The organism is Dactylosporangium salmoneum (assembly GCF_039532525.1).
Classification (GTDB): Bacteria; Actinomycetota; Actinomycetes; order Mycobacteriales; family Micromonosporaceae; genus Dactylosporangium; species Dactylosporangium salmoneum.
The window spans coordinates 148,399-167,294 of the sequence record NZ_BAAARV010000025.1 but is presented as its reverse complement, the minus strand read 5'-3'; the positions used below and the strand labels follow the sequence as shown (position 1 = coordinate 167,294).

The 18,896-nt window shown below is 71.9% G+C and carries 18 protein-coding genes and 1 riboswitch; of the genes, 6 read left to right on the top strand and 12 right to left on the bottom strand.

Features of this window, described 5'->3' with window-relative positions; genetic code table 11:
* Positions 1–9: 9 nt before the first annotated feature.
* Positions 10–2,118, top strand: a complete 2,109-nt coding sequence (locus ABD352_RS16430) for a putative bifunctional diguanylate cyclase/phosphodiesterase (protein ID WP_344613231.1) — start codon at positions 10–12, stop codon at positions 2,116–2,118.
* Between the two features lie 23 nt (positions 2,119–2,141).
* On the opposite strand, the gene ABD352_RS16425 is transcribed toward ABD352_RS16430, so the two are convergent.
* From ABD352_RS16425 to ABD352_RS16410, 4 genes are all read right to left on the bottom strand, one after another.
* The gene (locus ABD352_RS16425; protein ID WP_344613230.1) at positions 2,142–2,534 is read right to left on the bottom strand and encodes a hypothetical protein; all 393 of its coding nucleotides are present in this window, start codon (positions 2,532–2,534) and stop codon (positions 2,142–2,144) included.
* 91 nt (positions 2,535–2,625) lie between these two features.
* The gene (locus ABD352_RS16420; RefSeq protein ID WP_344613229.1) at positions 2,626–3,786 is read right to left on the bottom strand and encodes a hypothetical protein; all 1,161 of its coding nucleotides are present in this window, start codon (positions 3,784–3,786) and stop codon (positions 2,626–2,628) included.
* Between the two features lie 23 nt (positions 3,787–3,809).
* Entirely contained in the window at positions 3,810–4,025 is a 216-nt protein-coding gene (locus ABD352_RS16415; protein WP_344613228.1) for a hypothetical protein, read from the bottom strand.
* Positions 4,026–4,034: 9 nt separating this feature from the next.
* Positions 4,035–7,394: a cyclic nucleotide-binding protein gene (locus ABD352_RS16410; RefSeq protein ID WP_344613227.1), complete on the bottom strand. Its 3,360-nt coding sequence runs from the start codon at positions 7,392–7,394 to the stop codon at positions 4,035–4,037.
* A gap of 107 nt (positions 7,395–7,501) precedes the next feature.
* On the opposite strand from ABD352_RS16410, the gene glpK reads away from it, so the two are divergent.
* Positions 7,502–8,977 (top strand): glycerol kinase GlpK, encoded by a 1,476-nt coding sequence (gene glpK, locus ABD352_RS16405; protein WP_344613226.1) that lies wholly within the window; start codon positions 7,502–7,504, stop codon positions 8,975–8,977.
* Positions 8,978–9,051: 74 nt separating this feature from the next.
* Positions 9,052–9,288: a maleylpyruvate isomerase N-terminal domain-containing protein gene (locus ABD352_RS16400; protein WP_344613225.1), complete on the top strand. Its 237-nt coding sequence runs from the start codon at positions 9,052–9,054 to the stop codon at positions 9,286–9,288.
* On the opposite strand, the gene ABD352_RS16395 is transcribed toward ABD352_RS16400, so the two are convergent.
* The 8 genes from ABD352_RS16395 to ABD352_RS16360 form a co-directional block, all read right to left on the bottom strand.
* Entirely contained in the window at positions 9,285–9,536 is a 252-nt protein-coding gene (locus tag ABD352_RS16395; protein WP_344613224.1) for a CBU_0592 family membrane protein, read from the bottom strand. The two genes, ABD352_RS16400 and ABD352_RS16395, sit on opposite strands and share 4 nt — an antisense overlap.
* Positions 9,537–9,550: 14 nt before the next feature.
* Positions 9,551–9,617, bottom strand: a riboswitch (guanidine-III (ykkC-III) riboswitch).
* A gap of 188 nt (positions 9,618–9,805) precedes the next feature.
* The gene (locus ABD352_RS16390; protein ID WP_344613223.1) at positions 9,806–10,741 is read right to left on the bottom strand and encodes a S1C family serine protease; all 936 of its coding nucleotides are present in this window, start codon (positions 10,739–10,741) and stop codon (positions 9,806–9,808) included.
* Positions 10,738–12,204 (bottom strand): sensor histidine kinase, encoded by a 1,467-nt coding sequence (locus ABD352_RS16385; protein WP_344613222.1) that lies wholly within the window; start codon positions 12,202–12,204, stop codon positions 10,738–10,740. Before ABD352_RS16385 ends, ABD352_RS16390 begins: the two co-directional genes overlap by 4 nt.
* A 13-nt stretch (positions 12,205–12,217) precedes the next feature.
* Positions 12,218–12,907 (bottom strand): response regulator transcription factor, encoded by a 690-nt coding sequence (locus ABD352_RS16380; RefSeq protein ID WP_344613221.1) that lies wholly within the window; start codon positions 12,905–12,907, stop codon positions 12,218–12,220.
* 123 nt (positions 12,908–13,030) lie between these two features.
* Positions 13,031–13,669 (bottom strand): PadR family transcriptional regulator, encoded by a 639-nt coding sequence (locus tag ABD352_RS16375; RefSeq protein ID WP_344613220.1) that lies wholly within the window; start codon positions 13,667–13,669, stop codon positions 13,031–13,033.
* Between the two features lie 85 nt (positions 13,670–13,754).
* A complete protein-coding gene (locus ABD352_RS16370; RefSeq protein ID WP_344613219.1) occupies positions 13,755–14,573 on the bottom strand; it encodes a DUF4097 family beta strand repeat-containing protein in 819 nt (272 codons plus the stop codon).
* 357 nt (positions 14,574–14,930) lie between these two features.
* Positions 14,931–15,737, bottom strand: coding sequence for a lysophospholipid acyltransferase family protein (locus tag ABD352_RS16365; RefSeq protein WP_344613218.1), 807 nt, complete (start codon positions 15,735–15,737; stop codon positions 14,931–14,933).
* Positions 15,738–15,742: 5 nt separating this feature from the next.
* Positions 15,743–16,504, bottom strand: coding sequence for a GNAT family N-acetyltransferase (locus tag ABD352_RS16360; RefSeq protein ID WP_344613217.1), 762 nt, complete (start codon positions 16,502–16,504; stop codon positions 15,743–15,745).
* Positions 16,505–16,596: 92 nt separating this feature from the next.
* Here ABD352_RS16360 and ABD352_RS16355 point away from each other — a divergent pair, with 92 nt between their 5' ends.
* The 3 genes from ABD352_RS16355 to ABD352_RS16345 all read left to right on the top strand — a co-directional run bounded on the left by ABD352_RS16355 (position 16,597) and on the right by ABD352_RS16345 (position 18,790).
* On the top strand, positions 16,597–16,998 hold the full coding sequence (locus tag ABD352_RS16355) for a DUF3052 domain-containing protein (protein WP_344613216.1): 402 nt from the start codon (positions 16,597–16,599) through the stop codon (positions 16,996–16,998).
* Positions 16,999–17,066: 68 nt separating this feature from the next.
* Entirely contained in the window at positions 17,067–17,978 is a 912-nt protein-coding gene (locus ABD352_RS16350) for an ABC transporter ATP-binding protein (RefSeq protein ID WP_344613215.1), read from the top strand.
* Positions 17,975–18,790, top strand: coding sequence for an ABC transporter permease (locus tag ABD352_RS16345; RefSeq protein ID WP_344613214.1), 816 nt, complete (start codon positions 17,975–17,977; stop codon positions 18,788–18,790). Before ABD352_RS16350 ends, ABD352_RS16345 begins: the two co-directional genes overlap by 4 nt.
* Positions 18,791–18,896 lie beyond the last annotated feature (106 nt).

Below are 18,896 nucleotides of genomic sequence, written 5' to 3'. Positions count from 1 at the left end.
CGACCGATCATGACCGCTCTCAGCCCCGCGCCGACGTCGTGGGACCGCCCGCATCGCGCCGCCGAACGGATGGCGCGCGCCTGGTCGCTGGCCATCGCCGGCACCAGCTACGTGTCGATGAACGGCCTGGAGGTCCAGGACTTCCTGACCAGCCTCTCGACCCGGCTCATCCACGCGCTGACCACCGAGGTCTTCGACCCGGCCGACGTGCGCGAGGTCGGCTCGACGCTGGTCGCCGCGCACTTCACCGAGCCGACCACGCTGGAGCGCACCCTCGCGGTGCTGGCCGAGCAGTTCGGCAACGCCCCCGTGAAGCGGGTGGCCCAGGTCCAGGGCGCGCTCGCCTCCGGCTACGCGCTCGCGCTGCGCGACCGGGTGCTCGACGAGCAGGAGGAGATCCGCACCGCCGCCCTGTGGGCCCGGGCCCGGGCCGAGGAGGGCCGGCGGGTCAGCGAGGCCCGCTTCCAGGCGATCTTCGCCGGCGCGGCCATCGGGATGAGCGTCAGCACGATCGACGGCCAGGTCATCGAGGTCAACCAGGCGCTGTGCGACATGCTCGGCTACAGCGACGACGAGCTGCGGGCGATGTCCTTCGAGGACTTCGCGCTGCCCGAGGACCCGCCGGGCGCCCCGGCCATGTTCGCGGAGGTGCTGTCCGGCGGGCGGGACCAGTTCCGCATCGAGAAGCCCTACGTGCACAAGGACGGCCACCGGGTCTGGACCGACCTGGTCGCCTCGATCATCCGGGACGAGGACGGCCGCCCGCGCTGGCTGGTCGCCATGTTCGAGGACATCACCGAGCGGCACCTGCTGCAGGTCCGCCTGCGCCACCAGGCGCTGCACGACCCGCTGACCCAGCTGCCCAACCGCACCCTGTTCTTCGAGCGGCTCAGCGACCTGCTGGAGGCGGCCGAGGACGACGACGCCCGCGTCGGCGTCTGCTACCTCGACGTGGACGGCTTCAAGGTCATCAACGACACGCTCGGCCACGACGTCGGCGACCAACTGCTGCAGACCGTGGCCCGGCGGCTGGCCCGCTCCATCAGCGGCGACCGGCAGCTGGTCGCGCGGATGGGCGGCGACGAGTTCGTGGTGCTGGTCGAGGACTGCGGCGGGATCGAGGAAGTGGTCGCCGTCGCCGAGATGGCGCTGGACACCGTCCGGGCCCCGGTGCACGTCGGCGGCCACGAGATCAGCATCTCGGCCAGCATCGGCGTGGTCGAGCAGCCCCTGCGCGGCACCAGCACCGGCGAGCTCATGAAGGCCGCCGACACCACGCTCTACTGGGCCAAGGCGGACGGGCGCAACCGGCTGGCGCTTTTCGACGCCGAGCGGCACGCGCGCGAGGTGACCCGCTACGAGCTGTCGGCCAGCATGCCGGCCGCGCTCGAGCGGCGGGAGTTCTTCGTGGAGTACCAGCCCCTGGTCCGGCTCAGCGACGGGGTCACCACCGGGGTCGAGGCGCTCGTGCGGTGGCGGCACCCGCGCTTCGGGGTGCTCGGGCCCGACTCGTTCATCGGCATGGCCGAGGAGACCGGGCTCATCGTCCCGCTGGGCCGCTGGGTGCTGCACGAGGCCTGCCGTCAGGCCGCCGAGTGGCGCCGGCAGGTGCAGGACCGGGCCCCGATCATGAGCGTGAACCTGGCGGTACGCCAGATGCGCGACCGCACCATCGTGCGCGACGTGAAGGCGATCCTCGAGCAGACCGGGCTGCCGCCGGCCGGGCTGCAGCTGGAGCTCACCGAGAGCGCCGTCATGAGCACGGGCGGCGACCCGATCGAGGACCTCAACGCCCTGGCCGCGCTCGGCCCGCGCATCGCCATCGACGACTTCGGCACCGGCTACTCGAACTTCGCGTACCTGCGCAACCTGCCCGTGCACAGCCTGAAGCTGGCCGGCTCGTTCGTGGCCGGGCTGCGCCCGCCGGAGCGGCCGGACCCGGTCGACCAGGAGATCGTGGCGGCGGTGATCGGCCTGGCCCACACGCTCAAGCTGAGCGTGACCGCCGAGGGCGTGGAGACCGCCGAGCAGGCCACCCGGCTACTGGCGCTGGGCTGCGACACGGCCCAGGGCTGGTACTACGCCAGCCCCGGACCGGCCGCAGCGGTCAAGCTGTAGTGCTGTAGTGCTGTAGTGCTGTATCAGTTCGCCGCGTAGGGATTGATCTCTTCGTGCATCTCGGTCATGAACTGCGACCACAGGTCGTGCTCGCCCGGGTCGGCCCCCACGAGGTCGTAGTGGCCGTCCAGGAACTGCGTGTCGAGCTGCCAGTCGGGTAGGTCGGGCTCGTGCTCGTCGAGCGTCAGCGGCTCGTCGTGCTGGTGCGGGTCCTCCCCCACGTCGCCGAGGTCGTGCACATCCTCAGCGCCGTGGTCGTGCACGTCTGCGCCGCCGTGGTCGTGCTCGTGCTCGGCGTAGTCGTGCTCGTACCGCTCGTCGGACAAGTGGTCGCCGGCCAGGACGTGGTCGACTCCGCCGTCATGGTCGACGTGGAGATCGTGCTCCATGCCCCAGTCGAGGTCAAAGTCGCTCATAACCTGCTCCCGGATTCTTCAGTGCCCCCGGTGGGGTACCTCTAGAACGGTAGGGGCCGAGCCGAGCAACCTGCTCCCCGAAACGTGCCACTCAGCGCACGCGGCGGTCCAGCCAGCCGTCGCCGTTGGTGTCCTCGTAGCGGGCGTCGACGACACCGTCGTGGTTGGTGTCGATCTCGCTGGAGTCGATCAGGCCGTCGCGGTTGACGTCGTGGCCCACGAACTCGGGGCGGCCGTCGCCGTCGGTGTCGACCACGATGTCCACGCCGCCGTCGGCGCGGTTGACGTACGTGTGCTGGTCCCAGCGGCCGTCGCCGTCCCAGTCCACGCGGGTGTGGTAGCCGTCGGTCGGGGCCTGGCCCGGGACCTGGCCGTGGTGGGCCTGCTGCACGTGCTCGACCAGGCCCTGGAGGCCCGCGCCGATGCCGCCGCCGTGGGCGCCGTGGCCGTGGCCGGAGAGGTCCTCGGCGCTGAGGCCGGACAGCGCGCCGGCCACGCCCGTGCCGCCACCGTGGCCGGAGACGGCATCCGGGCTGAGGCCGGACAGCGCGCCGCCCGCGCCCGCGGCGCCACCCTGGCCGGACAGCGCTTCGCCCACGCCCGCGCCGCCACCCTGCCCGGACAGCGCGCCGCCCACACCCGCGCCGCCGTCCTCGGAGGCGTAGCCCGCGAGGCCGCCGCCCACGGCCTGCGCGCCGGAGGCCGATGACTCCGTGGGGAGGCCGCCGCCGTACGAGCCGGACTGGTAGACCGTGCCGGAGGAGCGCGTCTCGCTGTGGTACTCGGTGTAGGACTCGTGGTGGCTCTCCGTGTGCACCTCCTCCAGCCCGGAGGAGGCGTGCCGGCCCGAGGCCGCCTGCACGACGTCGTCGAGGTTGTGGCCGATCGACGGGCCGCCGGACGGGTCGGGGGTGGCGTGGCGGCCGCCGTACTGCTCGACCACGTCGCGCATGCCGTGCCCGGCCGCCGAGCCGCCGTCGAGCCCGTGGCCGTGCAGGCCCCCGCCGCCGCCGTGCAGCACGTCGTGCAGGCCCGAGCCGATCGACGAGAACACGCCGAACATGCTGGCCTTGCTCGTGCGCTGCTCGACGTGGGCCTGGCCGCCGGCCTCACCGACCTGGGACTGCAGGATGTCCAGCTCGTCGGCGGTCAGGCTGTAGCCGGCCAGGGCCCCCTCCGGATCCGCCGCCAGCCGGGCCTTGAACGCCGGGTCGCCGAGCAGGCGCTCCAGTACCTCGTCGAAGTCGGACATCGGGCACTCCCCCAGGTTGATGGTCAGTCGAGCTCGGGCATCGGAATCGGCTGCGGCCGGGGCCGGCAGGTCCCGCACTGCACCGCATCCTCCACGACGAGCCCCTCGGCCCGCCCGCGGCTCTGCGATCGGTGCACCTCCAGCAGGTAGGGGCCGAACTTCGCGTGGTCCTCACAGAGCCCACGGCCGCAGAACCGGCACGACCCCCGCGCCGCCTTGGCGCAGAACCAACAAAGCACCTTGACTCCTTAACCCGGGTTGCAGAGATAGCTGTAGTGGACGACGGTGGATGCGGTTCGCGACCGGTTACCGGCGGGGTCGACGGCCTGCGCGGTCAAGGTGATGTCTTGGCTCGTGGTCAGCGTCAGGCCGCTCAGGGTGCCGGTGAACGTGCTCCCCTTCGCATACTTGACCGATACCGACTTGACGCTGCTGGTCACGGTCACCGTCAGCGATGACGATGGATCGAACGAGTCCACCGCATCGACGCTGATGGTCGTCGAAGTAGGCCCGGCCGCACCATATTTGCAATTTGACGGGTAAATGGTGTCCGGGTTGGGCGTCGGGAAGCGCACCACGGGAACCGTCGTGTCCTTCGGGGGCGCGGTCGTCGTGGTCGGCGGGGGGCCTGCGGTGGTCGGGGGCGGCGGCCCCGCCGTCGTGCGGGTCGGGGTCGGCGTGCGGGTGCGCGTCGGGGTCGGAGTCGCCTCCGTGGTCGGCGCGGCCGGGTCGGACGCCGACGGGGACGCCGAGGCCGAGTCGCTCGGGGACGGCATCTGCGACGGCGTGTCGGACGGCGACGGCGACACCGTCGGGGTGCCGCCCGGCTTGGGCAGCGCCACGCCGTCGCCACAGGTCAGGTCGGCCCCGCTGGAGGGCGGGACGACCTCGCCGGACAGCTTCACCACGCCCCGGCCGACCTCCGGGTCGTCGCCGGCGGAGAGCGCGAAGCGGGCCGGGCCCTCGTTCTGCACGTCGCCGACGGTGAGGCGCAGCGGCTTGAAGGCCGTGGTCGTGCTGGTCGTGTCGACCAGGAGGCGGCCCTCGCCGAGGGTCAGCGCGGCGCTCGGCTCGATCGGCGTCTGCTGGCCGCTCACGAGGTCGCCGATGGAGACGTCGGCGCCGGCGCACACGACCGTGGCGCTGCCGCCGCGGAAGGTGATCGTGGCCGTGGACTTGGCGTTGACCCGCAGCGCGTCGCCGTGCTGGACGTAGTACTTGCCGCCGCGGCTCAGCGCGTGCTCCTGCCCGCCGACGCGGACGGTCGCGCCGCCCCGCGTGACGGTGACCAGGGCGCTGTCGGTCGGCATCTCCGCCCACACCGGGCCGGTGAACAGGTTGGCGCCGGTCAGGAACACCGCGAAGAGCAGCAGCAGGATGAGCAGCCACCACAGCCGGCGCTCGAAGCGGCGGTCGACGCTGTCGTCCGCCGTGGGCGGCGGGCCGGGCGGCGCGGCCAGCGGCGGGTAGACCGACGGCGGGTGCGCGCCCGACATCGGCCGGCGGCCGCCCGCCGGGATCGTGTCGGGCGAGCGGCCCAGCAGCAGCGGCAGGCCGGCCACCGCGGGCAGCAGCCAGGCCCGGGCCGGGGTGCGGGCGGTGGCGACCTGGCCGGGCGAGCCGTCGCCGTACGGCCCGATCATCGACCCGCGGTGCAGCTCGACGCCTTCGGACAGCTGCAGCGAGCCCGACTCGACGACGAGCGCGTCGTTGCCACCGAGCAGCACGACCGGCTCGCCGGGGCCGAGGTGCATGGGCCGGGACCGGGTGAGCAGGCCGAGGCGGTCCTCGGGGCCGAGGTTCTGCAGCGCCGGCGTCTCGTCGATGAGCTGCTCCAGCTCGTTGCGCTCGACCGGCGGCGGGCCGGGCAGCGGGCCGACGGCCGCGGCGACCGTCGAGGCCGGGATCGAAAGCAGCGTGGTGCCCGCGGTCAGCCAGGCCAGCGCCGCCGGGGCGCCGGTCAGCGCGTTGGCCAGGCCGACCACGCCGCCGCGGCCGACCCGCTCGCGGACCGTGCCGGTCGGGTCGCCGGGGCGGCGGGCCTCCAGCGCGCCGTCGACCACGACGTACACCGCGGGCTGGGCGGCGCCGGCGAAGACGAGCTGCTCACCGGTGCGCGGGTGCACCCAGCGGGCATGCTCGGCCAGCTTGGCCAGGGCGTCCGGCGGCAGGCTGGCCAGCGCGGAGGAGCTCAGCGCGGCGAACCGGCGCGGCTCGTCGCGCACCAGCTTGCGCTCGCCGAGGCGGTCGCGCAGGCGGCGGCCGCGGCGGCGCAGCCAGCCGAAGAAGAGGTACACCACCGGGGCCATCAGCGCGGCACAGATCACGACCAGCAGGGCCCGGCCCGGCCAGCCCGCGTGCCACAGGCCGGTCGCCACGCCGGCCACGCGGTCGGTGTACACGCGGTAGATCAGGTTGACCGCGATGGCGATCCAGATGACGGCGAGCATGCCGTAGAGCGCGACCAGGCGCCCCTCGCGGTCGAGATCGGCGAAGCGCGGCGGGCGGCGGCGCAGGCGGGCCAGCACCCAGGCGAGGCCCCGGGCCCGCAGGTTGGGCACCTCCAGCCAGTCCATCAGCAGGTAGTAGCCGTCGAGCGCCATGAACGGGTTCAGGTTGAACAGCGCGTTGAGGTACCACGCGAAGGCCAGCTTGAACGTCCACGGCTGCAGCTCGGGGAAGAACGCGCCGACGAGCTGGCAGGCGCCGGCCAGCACCAGGCCGGTGGCCGGGCCGGCGACGGTCGTCACGATGCGGGCGCGCCGGCCGGCCATCCACACGTCCGTGGTGTCCACGAAGACGGAGGGGATCCCGAAGTACACCAGGAAGCCCGCAACGGGAACGCGGCGCCCGGCATGCTTGGCGCCCAGCGCGTGACCCAGCTCGTGGCAGGCCAGCGCCAGCACGTTGAGGCCGAGCAGCACGAGGGCGCCGGCGAAGTAGGAGTCATTGGTGAGGAAGACGGACTGGTCGGCGCGGAACCAGTTCCACGCGAACACGCCCAGCCCGGCCAGCGCGACGAGGCCGGCGAGCACGGCGAACACGCGGGTGAAGAACAGCCGCCCGCCCGCCTTGTAGAGGAACGTGACGAACGGGTCGACCTTGGCCAGTACCACCCGGCGCCCCTGCGCGGTGGCGAGCAGGCCCTTGCCGAGCCGGATCGGCCACGGCCGCCGGTGCACCCGCTGCAGCCGGGTGAACGCGTCGACCGGCAGCTCGTCGAGCATCCGGTTGCCGGCCAGGTCGGCCACGATCCGGGTCACCTGGTCCGGGGCGAGCCGGCCGGAGATCCGGGCGAACTCGGCGACCAGCCGGGCCACGGTGCGGCTGCCGTCCATGACCTGCGCGAGCCGGAACTCCTCGGGCGTGAGCCGCAGGTAGCTCGACTCCCCGCTGTCGGGCGAGCGGAGCATCACGTACTCGACGCCGCGGGCCGACGTCAGCATCACCGCCTCGACGCCCTCGCGCAGCACCGGCCGGGCCCGGGCCGGGTTGAGCCGGTCCGACACGGCGTGCCACAACCCCACGTCGGCAGGGCCGAGCGGTACCCCCGGGGCGCGCCCGGCGAGGGCCTCCCAGACACTGATGCGCGTCTCGATGACGGCCACTGTCGCTCCTGTTCGGGCACGGTTTCGGCCACGGACTCTAGGCGGGAATCAGCGCCACGGGAAAGGTTGCGTCCCGAACGTGACAATGCTTCGGCGAAGATGGCACCGTGTACATCCTCGCCATCGACCAGGGCACGACCTCCACCCGTGCGATCGTGTTCGACGCCGACGGCGCCATCGTGGCGCTTGACCAGCGCGAACACCGGCAGAACTTCCCCCGTCCGGGCTGGGTCGAGCACGACCCGGTCGAGATCTGGCACAACGTCCAGGCGGTGTCGACCCGTGCCCTGGACCAGGCCGGCCTCTCCCGGGCCGATGTCGCCGCCATCGGCATCACCAACCAGCGCGAGACCACCATCCTGTGGGACGCCCGCACCGGCGAGCCGGTGCACCCCGCCATCGTCTGGCAGGACACCCGCACCGACGCCCTCATCCGCAACCTCGCCGGCGACGCGGGCCCCGACCGCTTCCGCGACCGCTGTGGCCTGCCGCTGGCCACGTACTTCGCCGCCCCGAAGGTCGCCTGGCTGCTGGAGCACCTTCCCGGCCTGCGCGAGCGCGCCGAGGCCGGCGAGATCCGCTTCGGCACCGTCGACACCTGGCTCATCGAGAAGCTGACCGGCCGGCACGTCACCGACGTGACCAACGCCAGCCGCACCATGCTCATGAACCTCACGACGCTGGACTGGGACGACGAGCTGCTCTCCGCGTTCGGCATCCCGCGCGTGATGCTCCCCGAGATCGGCTCCTCGTCCAATGTGTACGGCGAGGCGCGCACCATGCTGCACGGCGTGCCCGTGGCCAGCGCGCTGGGCGATCAGCAGGCCGCCCTCTTCGGGCAGGCGTGCTTCGCGCCGGGCGAGGCCAAGTGCACGTACGGCACGGGCTCGTTCTTGTTGCTGAACACCGGCGCGCGCCCCGTCTCCAGCGAGCGTGGCCTCGTCACCACCGTCGGTTACCGCATCGGCGACGCGGACCCCGTCTACGCCCTGGAAGGCTCGATCGCGATCACCGGCTCGCTGATCCAGTGGCTGCGCGACAACCTCGGCCTCATCGCCTCTGCCCCCGAGATCAACGACCTCGCCGCCACGGTCGAGGACAACGGCGGCTGCTACATCGTCCCGGCCTTCGCCGGCCTCTTCGCGCCACACTGGCGCCCGGACGCCCGCGGCGTGATCACCGGCCTCACCGGCTACGTCACCAAGGGCCACCTCGCCCGCGCGGCCCTGGAGGCGACGGCGTGGCAGGTGAAGGACGTGGTCGACGCGATGATGGCCGAGTCGGCGGTACCGCTGGAGACGCTCAAGGTCGACGGCGGGATGACCGCGAGCGACCTGCTGATGGGCTTCCAGGCGGACGTCCTCGACGTGCCCGTGGTCCGGCCGACGGTGGCGGAGACGACGGCGCTGGGCGCGGCCTACGCGGCGGGGCTGGCGGTCGGCTTCTGGCCGGACACCGGCGCGCTGCGCGAGAAGTGGCACGTGGACCGGCGCTGGGAGCCCTCGATGTCGGCCGAGGCGCGCGACCGCGGCCACGCCCTGTGGCTGCGGGCCGTCGAGCGCTCCTTCGGCTGGGCCGACTGACCGCCGCTTCTTTTCGGCGGCCGCGAGGTCTACCTGACGACTCGAGGATCCGCCGCGGGAAGGGAGCGTGGATCATGCCGGACAACCGACTCGCCCGGGCCTTTGCCAGCACCCGGGCCGTCCTGTCGACGGTCGAGCCCGACCAGCTCGACCTGTCGACCCCCTGTGCGTCCTGGGACGTACGTTCCCTGATCGACCACTTCGTCGGCACGGCCCGCTGGGCGGGCGACACGATCGCCGGCACGGCCGGTGCCCCCGCGTTCCTCGGCCGGGCGGACCGACCCGGCCGTGGATTCGCGGCCCGCGGTTAGTGAGCGGCGGCGACAGACTGGCCGGTTGCCTTTCTGACGATCGAGTAGATCGAGACCAGAGCCCACACGCCCTCGAGGAGGATGAAGCCCCACTCTCGGCCGATTACCGCGGTGACGGTCAGCGCCGCCGATCCGATCGCGTTCGTGGCGAGGTAGGCATAGGACGACTGCTTCAGGCGGCCGCCCAGAGCCGCGACGAAAGCGGCCAGGATCAGGACCGAACCAGCGATCTGCACGACGTCGTACATGACGAGACTCCCCATCCGCGCCGTCTTGTCGCTGGCCGGGTACGGCGGGCCTCGTCCGGAACGCCACGCTGGGGCGTTGCACCAACTATGCCAGGCGGATGCCGGTGGTGGCGGGCCAGATTGATCACCACCGGCTGCGGACATCCTCGGCGCGCGGGGTGCCCGGCTAGCCGGAAGGCCGCCGATCGCCGGGTGGGCAAAGAAAGGCGGCGCACCCCGCCAGGTGCGCCGCCTCTCTTCTGGGAGGGAATCCAGCCTTTGCGCCGCCGTCAGCCGAGCAGCTGCTGAGCGACGGTCTTCGCGGTGTTGCTCGAGATGGCGAAGCCCACGCCGATGTTGCCGGCCGTCGAGCCCGACGTGGCGATCGCGGTGTTGATGCCGATCAGCTGGCCCGAGGTGTTGACCAGCGCGCCGCCCGAGTTGCCCGGGTTGATGGCGGCGTCGGTCTGGATGGCGCCGGGGATCTTCGCGCCCGAGGCGGTGCGGCTCTCGGAGCTCTCGTCGATGGTCCGGTTCAGGGCGCTCACGATGCCCGAGGTCACCGAGGACTCCAGGCCCAGCGGGCTGCCCACGGCCAGGACCGTGTCGCCGACGTGGACGGTCGAGCTGTCGGCGAAGGCGAGCGGGGTGAAGGTGCCGCCGCCGGTCACCTTGACGACGGCCAGGTCGCTCGACGGGTCGGTGCCGACGATCGTGGCGGTGCCGGTCTTGCCGTCGGAGAAGGTGATCTGGACCGTCTCGCCGCGGGCGGTCGCGACCACGTGGTTGTTGGTGAGGATCGCGCCGTCCTCGGTGATGATCACGCCGGAGCCGACGGCGGAGCCGGTGTTGATGGAGACGACGCTCGGCGTCACCGCGGCGGCCACGTTGGCCAGGCTGGACGTGCCGGAGGAGTTCGAGCTGGAGTTCTGCGCGGTGACCACGGTGCTGCTGGCGGTGGACGGGCGCAGCTCCAGGGCGGCGACGCCGCCGCCGATGGCCGAGGTGATCGACAGCGCGACCGCGGCGACCACCGCCGCGACGCCCTTGCCGAGGCCGTGGCGCTTGAGCGGGGCAGGGACGACCGGCGTCATGATGGGTGACGACGGCGGGTACCACTGCGGGGGGTGCTGCATGTGCGGCACGTGCGGCGGTACGTGGTTGCTAGGCATGTGCTGCTGCGGTTGCGCGGCCGGCTCCGGCACCCATCCCTGCTGTTCGCTCATGATTTGAGCTTGCCGATGGCAGCTTGCGGGCCACCGGGAGCGGCCTGGGAACCGCCTGTGAGAGGAAGGCGAACCTGGAAGGTGGCTCCGCCACCCGGCGTGACGAACACCGACACCGTGCCACGGTGCACGGCGACCAGCGCGGCCACGATGGCCAGTCCGAGCCCGCTGCCGCTGTGCGAGCCGCCGGCCTGCCGCCGCGCGCGGGCCTTGTCCACCCGGTAGAACCGCTCGAACACCCGGGCGGCCTGCTCGTCGGTCAGGCCCGGGCCGTGGTCGGCCACCTCGATCAGCGCATCGGTGCCGTCGCGGCGCAGCCGCATCTCGACCGGCGTCCCGGCCGGGGTGTGGGTCAGCGCGTTAGTCATCAGGTTGCCGACCACCTGGCGCAGGCGGGCCTCGTCGCCGTTGACCTCGATCGGCTCGTCGCGCTCCAGGTCCAGCTCGATCGCCCGATCGGGGGCGACCGCGCGGGCCGCGGCCACGGCGTCGCTGGCGATCACGCGCAGGTCCATGTCGGCCAGGCTGAGCGGCCGCTCCTGGTCCAGCCGGGCGAGCAGCAGCAGGTCCTCGACGAGCAGGCCCATCCGGGACGCCTCCTCCTCGATCCGGCGCAGCAACGCCCCCGTCTCCTCCGGCGCGCGGGCGGCGCCCTGGCGGTACAGCTCGGCGAAGCCCCGGATCGTGGTCAGCGGCGTGCGCAGCTCGTGGGAGGCGTCGGCGATGAACTGGCGCATCCGGTCCTCGGAGGCCTCCCGGATGCGGAACGCCCCCTCGATCTGGCCGAGCATCGTATTCAGCGCGGCGGCCAGGTGGCCCATCTCCGTCTCCGGCGGGCTCTCGGGCACGCGCTTGGTGAGGTCGCCGGCCGCGATCGCCGCCGCGGTGCGCTCGATCTCGCGCAGCGGCTGCAGGCTGGTGCGCACGATGGTGACGCCGACCGCGGCGATCACGACGAGCACGCCGGCGCCGATGAACAGCTCGGCGGCGACCAGCTCGTCGACCGCGTTGTCGATCATCGAGAGGTTCTCGGCCGCGCCGACGTACGTGCCGTCGCGCTGGGTGATGAGCACCCGCCAGCGCTCGTGGGTGCCGGGGGCCCGCACGGTGTAGGGCTCGTCGACCTTGGCCAGCAGGTCGTCGACCGTGGTGGGCAGCGGCGGGTTGGCGTTGATGTCGGAGTTGCCGACGGAGAAGATGACCGGCTCGCCGCGGCGGGTGCCGAGCCAGAAGAAGACGTAGGTGCTGTAGGTGCTCGGTATGACGGAGTCGGTCTGCTGGGGCAGCCGTTGCAGGTCGACGGTGCCGGCGAGCGTCCGCAGCTGGCTGTCGACCTTGTCGATCATCGAGCTGCGCATCACGAGCGCGCTGGCCACGCCGATGATGAGCAGGGCCATGGTGACAAGCGTCAGCACCGCCGCGACGAGCTTGACGCGCAGCGGTACGTCGGCAATGAACCGCACCGAGAACCCCGGATCAGACGGGCAGGCGCAGGACGTAGCCCACGCCGCGCAGCGTGTGGATCAGGCGCGGCTCCGCGATGTCCACCTTGCGCCGAAGGTACGAGATGTACGACTCCACGATGCTGTCGTCGCCGCGGAAGTCGTAGTTCCACACGAAGTCGAGGATCTGGGCCTTGGACAGCACCCGGCCGGCGTTCAGCATGAGGTACCGCAGCAGCTTGAACTCCGTCGGCGACAGCGCGATGGTCTGTCCCGCCCGGCTCACCTCGTGGGTCTCCTCGTCCAGCTCCAGGTCGTGGAAGACCAGCCGGTTCGGCCCCGGGTCGCCGGCGGTGCGCCGCAGCACGGCCCGGATCCGGGCGGTGAGCTCCTCCAGGCTGAAGGGCTTGGTGACGTAGTCGTCGCCGCCGAGCGTGAGGCCGCGGACCTTGTCCTCGGTGCCGTCGCGGGCGGTCAGGAAGACCACGGGGAGGCGTACGCCGCCCTCGCGCAGCCGCCGGATCACCTCGAAGCCGTCGAGGTCGGGCAGCATCACGTCGAGCACCACGAGATCGGGCTTGGACTCGCGGGCCGCGGTGACCGCCTCGCTACCGGTGGTCACCGCGTCAACCGCAAAACCGGCAAAGCGCAGGCTGGCGGAGAGGAGCTCGCGGATATTCGGGTCGTCCTCGACCACGAGCAGCCTCGCCTCAGCCTGCGCCACGCCTGGCGACGATGCACCCCCGGATTGTGCTACGCCGCCTCGTACCCCCATGTGCATATCTTTCCCCCCTCCGCTGGAGTAGGGCTGGTGGTTGCCTGGGAAAAACCTGAGCAACGCGGTCAGCTATCGCAGCAAGCGTCTCACCTGGTCGATCGCTCCGTCCAACACCACCAGGGTGGCGCGCATCGTCTCCTGGCTGGCGCGGCCGGCGCGGGCCAGGCGGCGCACCTCGGCGAGCAGCTGGGCGGCCTTGTCCTCCAGCTCGCGGGCGGCGTCGGCGGCGGGCGGCTCGGGCGGGCGGGTGCCGGCCGCGCCGGGGCGGGGCGGATACCGCCAGCCGAACGAGGTGGGCCCCGGCGGCGCGCTGCGCACCTGGCGGCTGGCCTCCTTCAGCTCGCGCTTGAGGTCGCGCACCGAGCCGCGCACGCCCTGCTCGACCTCGTCGGCCAGGGTGGACAGGTCGGCCAGCGAGGCGTTGATGTCGGCCTCGAGCGACTCGAGCTCGCGGGCCCGGCGCTGCAGCTCCTCGAAGCCGGCCGGGGTGATCTCATAGACCTTGCGCCCGCCCTCGGCCGTGTGCGTGATGAGGCCGTCGGCCTCCATGCGCTGCAGCCGCGGGTAGATCGTGCCGGCCGACGGCGCGTAGAGGCCGTGGAACCGGTTCTCCAGCAGGCGGATCAGCTCATAGCCGTGGCGCGGGCCTTCGTTGAGCAGCTTCAACAGGTACAACCGAAGCCGCCCGTGGCTGAAAACTGCGCTCATGCCGTCGCCTCCGCTTCGCTCCGGCGCCGGCCTGAGCCGATGCTGTGCTCATTGATCGCGGCCCCTCCGCTCCGCTCCGGACCGCTCATTCGTCCACTGCTTCCTCGTCGTCCACGGGCCGGCGCAACAACGAGATCGTGCCAGACGTCGCGTTGGCGGCCAGACGCCCGCCCGTGCCGGTCCCCAACCGGCCGGTCACGGCGTTCTTCGAATGCTGGTCGAGCTCCGGGAACGCGTTGACCACGTGCCCGGAGACCGCGTTGAGGCTCACCCGCAGGTCGCTGTCCTCCCGCACCCGCGCCGTGATCTCCCCCGACACCGTGTCCAGCTGGACCTCGGTGCCCGCCGGTGGGTTGTCCAGGTCGCACGTCACGGAGCCGGAGATGGTACGCGCACTGACCCGCCCCGCCGTGGAGTCCGCGACCACGATCTCCCCCGAGACCGTCTCCAGCTCGACCTCGCCCCCGAGCGTCAGCGCCTCGATCGAGCCCGAGACCACCTTGCCGGCCACCGGCCCGTCGATGCCCAGCAGCGTGATCCGCCCGCTGGTGACGTCGACGGTGGCCCCGTTGCGCAGCGAGGACGCGATCACGGTGCCCGCCACGACGTGGAGCCGGATCGCGGCCGCCACGGGCACGACGATCGAGACGTCGACCTTGTACCGCGGGCTGAACAGCCACCACAGGAACCCGGGCCAGCCCTTGGGGAACTCGTGGGCGACGGTGAGCACGCCGCCTTCGAAGGTCACGCCGACCGGCCGATCCCCGATGTGCGACACCTCGACCCGGGCCGGCCCGTCGGCCCCGACGACGTTGAGGCGCCCCGCCACCAGAGACACGTTGAGCTCGGTGACGTCCCCCTCCAGCGTGAGCCGCTCCGGCTCAGTGATGTTCCACGCGGTCATGACACGACTGTAGCGCAAAACGCGATACATCGCGACTGCGTTTCGAGACACATTGCGATATAACCAAAAACTCGGACATATCGAGCATTTCTGCGCGATATGTCCGAGTTTTGAAATGGAATCAGGCGGCCTCGACCGCAGTGGCGGCCCGCGCCAGGACGCGGCGGGGGTGGATGCGGAGCGGGTGCAGCTTCGGGTGAGCGCGCAGGGCGATGGACAGGCCTTTGCAAGACTCAGGCAGCCACGACCGCGGTGGCGGCCCGCGCCAAGACGCGGCGGGGGTGGATGCGCGACTCGCACGGAGCCAGGTGCAGCTTCGGGTGAGCGCGCAGGGCGATGGACAGGCCTTTGCAAGACTCAGGCAGCCACGACCGCGGTGGCGGCCCGCGCCAGGACGCGGCGGGGGTGGATGCGCGACTCGCACGGAGCCGGGTGCAGCTTCGGGTGAGCGCGCAGGGCGATGGACAGGTCCCGCGCCGCCACGACCCGCTTGAGCGAGGTCAGCAGCGACTCGTCGCCGATGAAGGCGGCCACCGTGGACACGACCCCGGCCTGGGCGAAGGTGAGGCGGACCGGCACCACCGGTACACCGGCATCGACCGCCGCCTGGAACATCGCCGGGCGGAAGGTCCCGCCCATGCGCCCGCACCACGTGGTGCCCTCGGGGAAGACGGCCACCACGCCGCCGGCCGCGATGTTGCGGCTCACCTCGCCGATCGTGGCCGGCAGGCTCTTCGGCCGGGAACGGTCCACGAACACCGTGCCCAGCGTGGCGGCCAGCCGGCCGATCAGCGGCCAGGACCGGACCTCACGCTTGGCCAGCAGGCGGGCCGGGGCGTGGGCCAGGATTACGACGACGTCGAGCCAGGAGACGTGGTTGGCGACCAGCAGGGCGCCGGACTGCGGGATGCGGCCGCTCGCCGAGTGACGGATGCCGAGGCCGGCGAGGACGGCCCGGGCCAGGCCGCGCTGGGCGCGCACCAGGTGGCGCTGCGGCAGCAGGGCGAGGATCGGCACCGACAGCGCGGCGAAGAGGAGCACGGCGCCGGTGAGCACGATCCGCTTCGCCATGACCAGGCGCGACACGGTGCTGGCGGCCGACTGGGGCAGGCAGTCGGTGCCGCAGGTCGAGCGGGGCAGCCAGAGGGTGTCCATGACAGCCATGGAGCTCACTCCTGTCCGAGGAAGTGGCGCATGTACCGCGGGTTGATCCGGTCCAGAGACAGCAGGACGTAGAAGTCCGCGCAGTCGAAGTCCGGGTCGTGGGCCGGCGCGCCGCCCACCCAGGAGCCCAGCCGCAGGTAGCCCTTGAGCAGCGGCGGGACGACGATCTTGGCGGGGGGCTCGACGTCGGCGGTCCAGGGGTTGCGCGGGCGCACCCGCCAGGCCGGCGGCACCAGGTGCTTGCGCTGGGCCAGGTCCCACACGCCCGCGGCGGTCACGCCGCCGTCGGCCAGCGGGACCGACGCGCAGCCGGCCAGCCAGCGGTGGCCGTGCAGGTGCATGTACCGGGCGATGCCGGCCCACATCAGGTTGATCACGGCGCCGCTGCGGTGGTCGGGGTGCACGCAGGAGCGGCCGGTCTCCACCAGGCCGTCGCGCAGCGGGGCCAGCCCGGAGAGGTCGAACTCGGTGTCCGCGTAGAGGCCACCGGCCGCGGCGGCACGCTCCGGCGGGAGCATGCGGTAGGTGCCGACGACCTCGCCCGTGAGATCCTCACGGATGATCAGGTGATCGCAGAACTCGTCGAAGGCGTCGACGTCGAGTCCGGGCTCAGAGCTGTGCAGGGTGGCGCCCAGCTCACCGGCGAAGACGTCGTGGCGGAGCCGTTGTGCGGCCCGGACCTGGGCGCCGTCGGTTGCCACCAGCAGGGTGTAGCGCTGCAAGTCGCCCAGGTCCTGCGGGCCGGCGGCGACGGCGAGAATCGTCATGCGTTCGGTGTAGGCGTCGAGGTCTGCGGATGGCTGACGTTGACTGGTTGCCCCGATGACCTGCGGGTGAACTGTGGTTACCGTGGTCAGCCATGGCGGGATATTCAGGCACACCGTTACCCAAGAAGCTCGGTGTCAGCGCGGGACATCGCGTGCTGCTCGACGGCGCACCGGCCGGCTTCGAACTGCGCGAGCTGCCGGCCGACGTGACGCTGCACCGGCGCAGCACCGCAAGCCTTTACGACGTCATCGTGGTCTTCTGTCCGGATCTCGCCCGCCTGCGCCGCCGCTGGGCGCCGCTGCACCGGCTGACCCCGCCCGCCGGTGCGCTGTGGGTGGCCTGGCCGAAGCGCGCCTCCGGGCTGACGACCGACCTCGACGAGAACGTCGTGCGGGCGTTCGCCTTGGCCAACGGCCGGGTGGACGTCAAGGTGTGCGCGATCGACCAGACGTGGTCGGGCCTCAAGCACGTGGTCCGGTTGGCAGACCGGTAGCACGAGAATTGTCCGGCCGTGCCATATTGACGGCTTCACCGCATCCCCCGAGGGAAAGGAGCGGCGCGTTGTCGGACGGGCAGATCGTCGTCTCCGGCCTGACGAAGCAGTACCGCAAGGTCAGAGCCGTGGACAACTTGTCGTTCGTGGTCGAGCCGGGCCGGGTCACCGGCTTCCTGGGCCCGAACGGGGCCGGCAAGACCACCACGCTGCGCATGGTGCTCAACCTGGTGACCCCGACCGCCGGCACCGCGACGATCGGCGGGCACCGCTACGCCGACGTCGGCGAGCCGCTGCGCCTGGTCGGGGCGATCCTCGAGGCATCCGCGGCGCACAAGGGCCGCTCGGCCCGCAACCACCTGCGCTGCGTCGCGGCCGCGGGCGGCTTCCCGGCCTCGCGGGTCGACGAGGTGCTGGAGCTGGTCGGGCTGACCCCGGCGGCCAAGCGCAAGTTCCGCGGCTACTCGCTGGGCATGAAGCAGCGGCTCGGCATCGCCCAGGCGCTGCTGGGCGACCCGCGGGTGCTGATCCTCGACGAGCCGGCGAACGGTCTTGACCCCGAGGGCATCCGCTGGATGCGCGGGCTGCTGCAGGGTCTGGCCCAGCAGGGGCGCACGGTGCTGGTCTCCAGCCACCTGCTGTCGGAGATGGAGGTCCTCGCCGACGACGTGGTCATCATCGCGGCCGGCCGCCTGGTCACCCAGGGCCCGGTCGACAAGATCATCGGCCAGGGCTCGACGCAGGGCGCCGTACGGGTCCGCACGCCGAACATCCAGGAGCTGGTGACCGCGGTCCGCGGGGCGGGCGGCGCGATCAACCCCAACGCCAACGGCGCGCACCTGGTCACCGGCCTGGACTCGGCGGCCGTCGGCCGGCTGGCCCTGCAGGCGGGTGTCGAGCTGCACGAGCTCGTCGCCGAGCGCCCCGACCTGGAGCACGTGTTCCTCGAGCTGACCCAGGGAAAGGCGGCCATCCGATGATCCGGCTCATCCGCAGCGAGCTGCTGAAGCTGCGCACCACGAACATGTGGTGGATCTTCATGCTGTGCTCGCTGGTCTTCATCGGCCTGGCGCTGCTGCTCAACACGGCCCAGGCGGACACGGACCTGGGCCTCGGCGACGCGCCCCGGGACATGCAGCTGGAGCGCAACGCCGCCAATATCTACACGTCGGGCCAGTTCTTCGGCCTGATGATGGTGATGCTGCTGGCGATCCTGCTGATCACGAACGAGTTCTACCACCAGACGGCGACGGCCACCTTCCTGGCGACGCCGAAGCGGACCAGGGTCATCGTGGCCAAGCTGATCACCGGGGCCGCCATGGCGCTGGCATTCTGGCTGGTGGCCACCGTGATCGACGTGATCGTCGGCGTGATCTTCTTCTCCGCCGAGGGCTACGACAACGGCCTCGGCCACTGGGCCGTGCAGCAGGCGATGCTGTTGAACCTCCTGGTGTACGTCCTGTGGGCGGTCTTCGGCATCGGCATCGGGGTGCTGGTGCGCAGCCAGCTCGGCGCGACGATCACCGCCGCGGTGCTCTACACCATCGGCACCTACGCGTCCCTGGTCGTCATCGCGCTCGTCCGCCAGTTCCTCATCAAGGAGGACTGGGTGTGGCAGGCCGCGGTCTACGTGCCGCCACTGGCCTCCGAGCACGTGGTCGGAGGGCTCTCCGGCCAGCTGGACCAGATCCACCTGCCCGGCCGCTGGGTCGGCGTGGTGGTACTGGTCGGCTACGCGGTGGTGCTCGGCGGTATCGGCACGCTGATCACGCGCCGGCGGGACATCGGGTAGGCCTCAAGAGTTCGGCAATTTCACGAGTGCAAGATCTAGGACAGTTGTGGCCGCCCACGGGCGGCCACAGTTGTAAGGGTGGACGTCTAGATGGTCACTCCCGGCG

Bases quoted from the DNA above. Each gene is read 5' to 3' on its own strand.
- ABD352_RS16400 (WP_344613225.1), top strand. From the start codon at position 9,052: ATGCCGGACAACCGACTCGCCCGGGCCTTTGCCAGCACCCGGGCCGTC.
- ABD352_RS16390 (WP_344613223.1), bottom strand. From the start codon at position 10,741: ATGAGCGAACAGCAGGGATGGGTGCCGGAGCCGGCCGCGCAACCGCAG.
- ABD352_RS16420 (WP_344613229.1), bottom strand. From the start codon at position 3,786: ATGTCCGACTTCGACGAGGTACTGGAGCGCCTGCTCGGCGACCCGGCG.
- ABD352_RS16345 (WP_344613214.1), top strand. From the start codon at position 17,975: ATGATCCGGCTCATCCGCAGCGAGCTGCTGAAGCTGCGCACCACGAAC.
- ABD352_RS16375 (WP_344613220.1), bottom strand. From the start codon at position 13,669: ATGAGCGCAGTTTTCAGCCACGGGCGGCTTCGGTTGTACCTGTTGAAG.
- ABD352_RS16425 (WP_344613230.1), bottom strand. From the start codon at position 2,534: ATGAGCGACTTTGACCTCGACTGGGGCATGGAGCACGATCTCCACGTC.
- ABD352_RS16355 (WP_344613216.1), top strand. From the start codon at position 16,597: ATGGCGGGATATTCAGGCACACCGTTACCCAAGAAGCTCGGTGTCAGC.
- ABD352_RS16395 (WP_344613224.1), bottom strand. From the start codon at position 9,536: ATGTACGACGTCGTGCAGATCGCTGGTTCGGTCCTGATCCTGGCCGCT.
- ABD352_RS16430 (WP_344613231.1), top strand. From the start codon at position 10: ATGACCGCTCTCAGCCCCGCGCCGACGTCGTGGGACCGCCCGCATCGC.
- ABD352_RS16360 (WP_344613217.1), bottom strand. From the start codon at position 16,504: ATGACGATTCTCGCCGTCGCCGCCGGCCCGCAGGACCTGGGCGACTTG.
- ABD352_RS16370 (WP_344613219.1), bottom strand. From the start codon at position 14,573: ATGACCGCGTGGAACATCACTGAGCCGGAGCGGCTCACGCTGGAGGGG.
- ABD352_RS16365 (WP_344613218.1), bottom strand. From the start codon at position 15,737: ATGGCTGTCATGGACACCCTCTGGCTGCCCCGCTCGACCTGCGGCACC.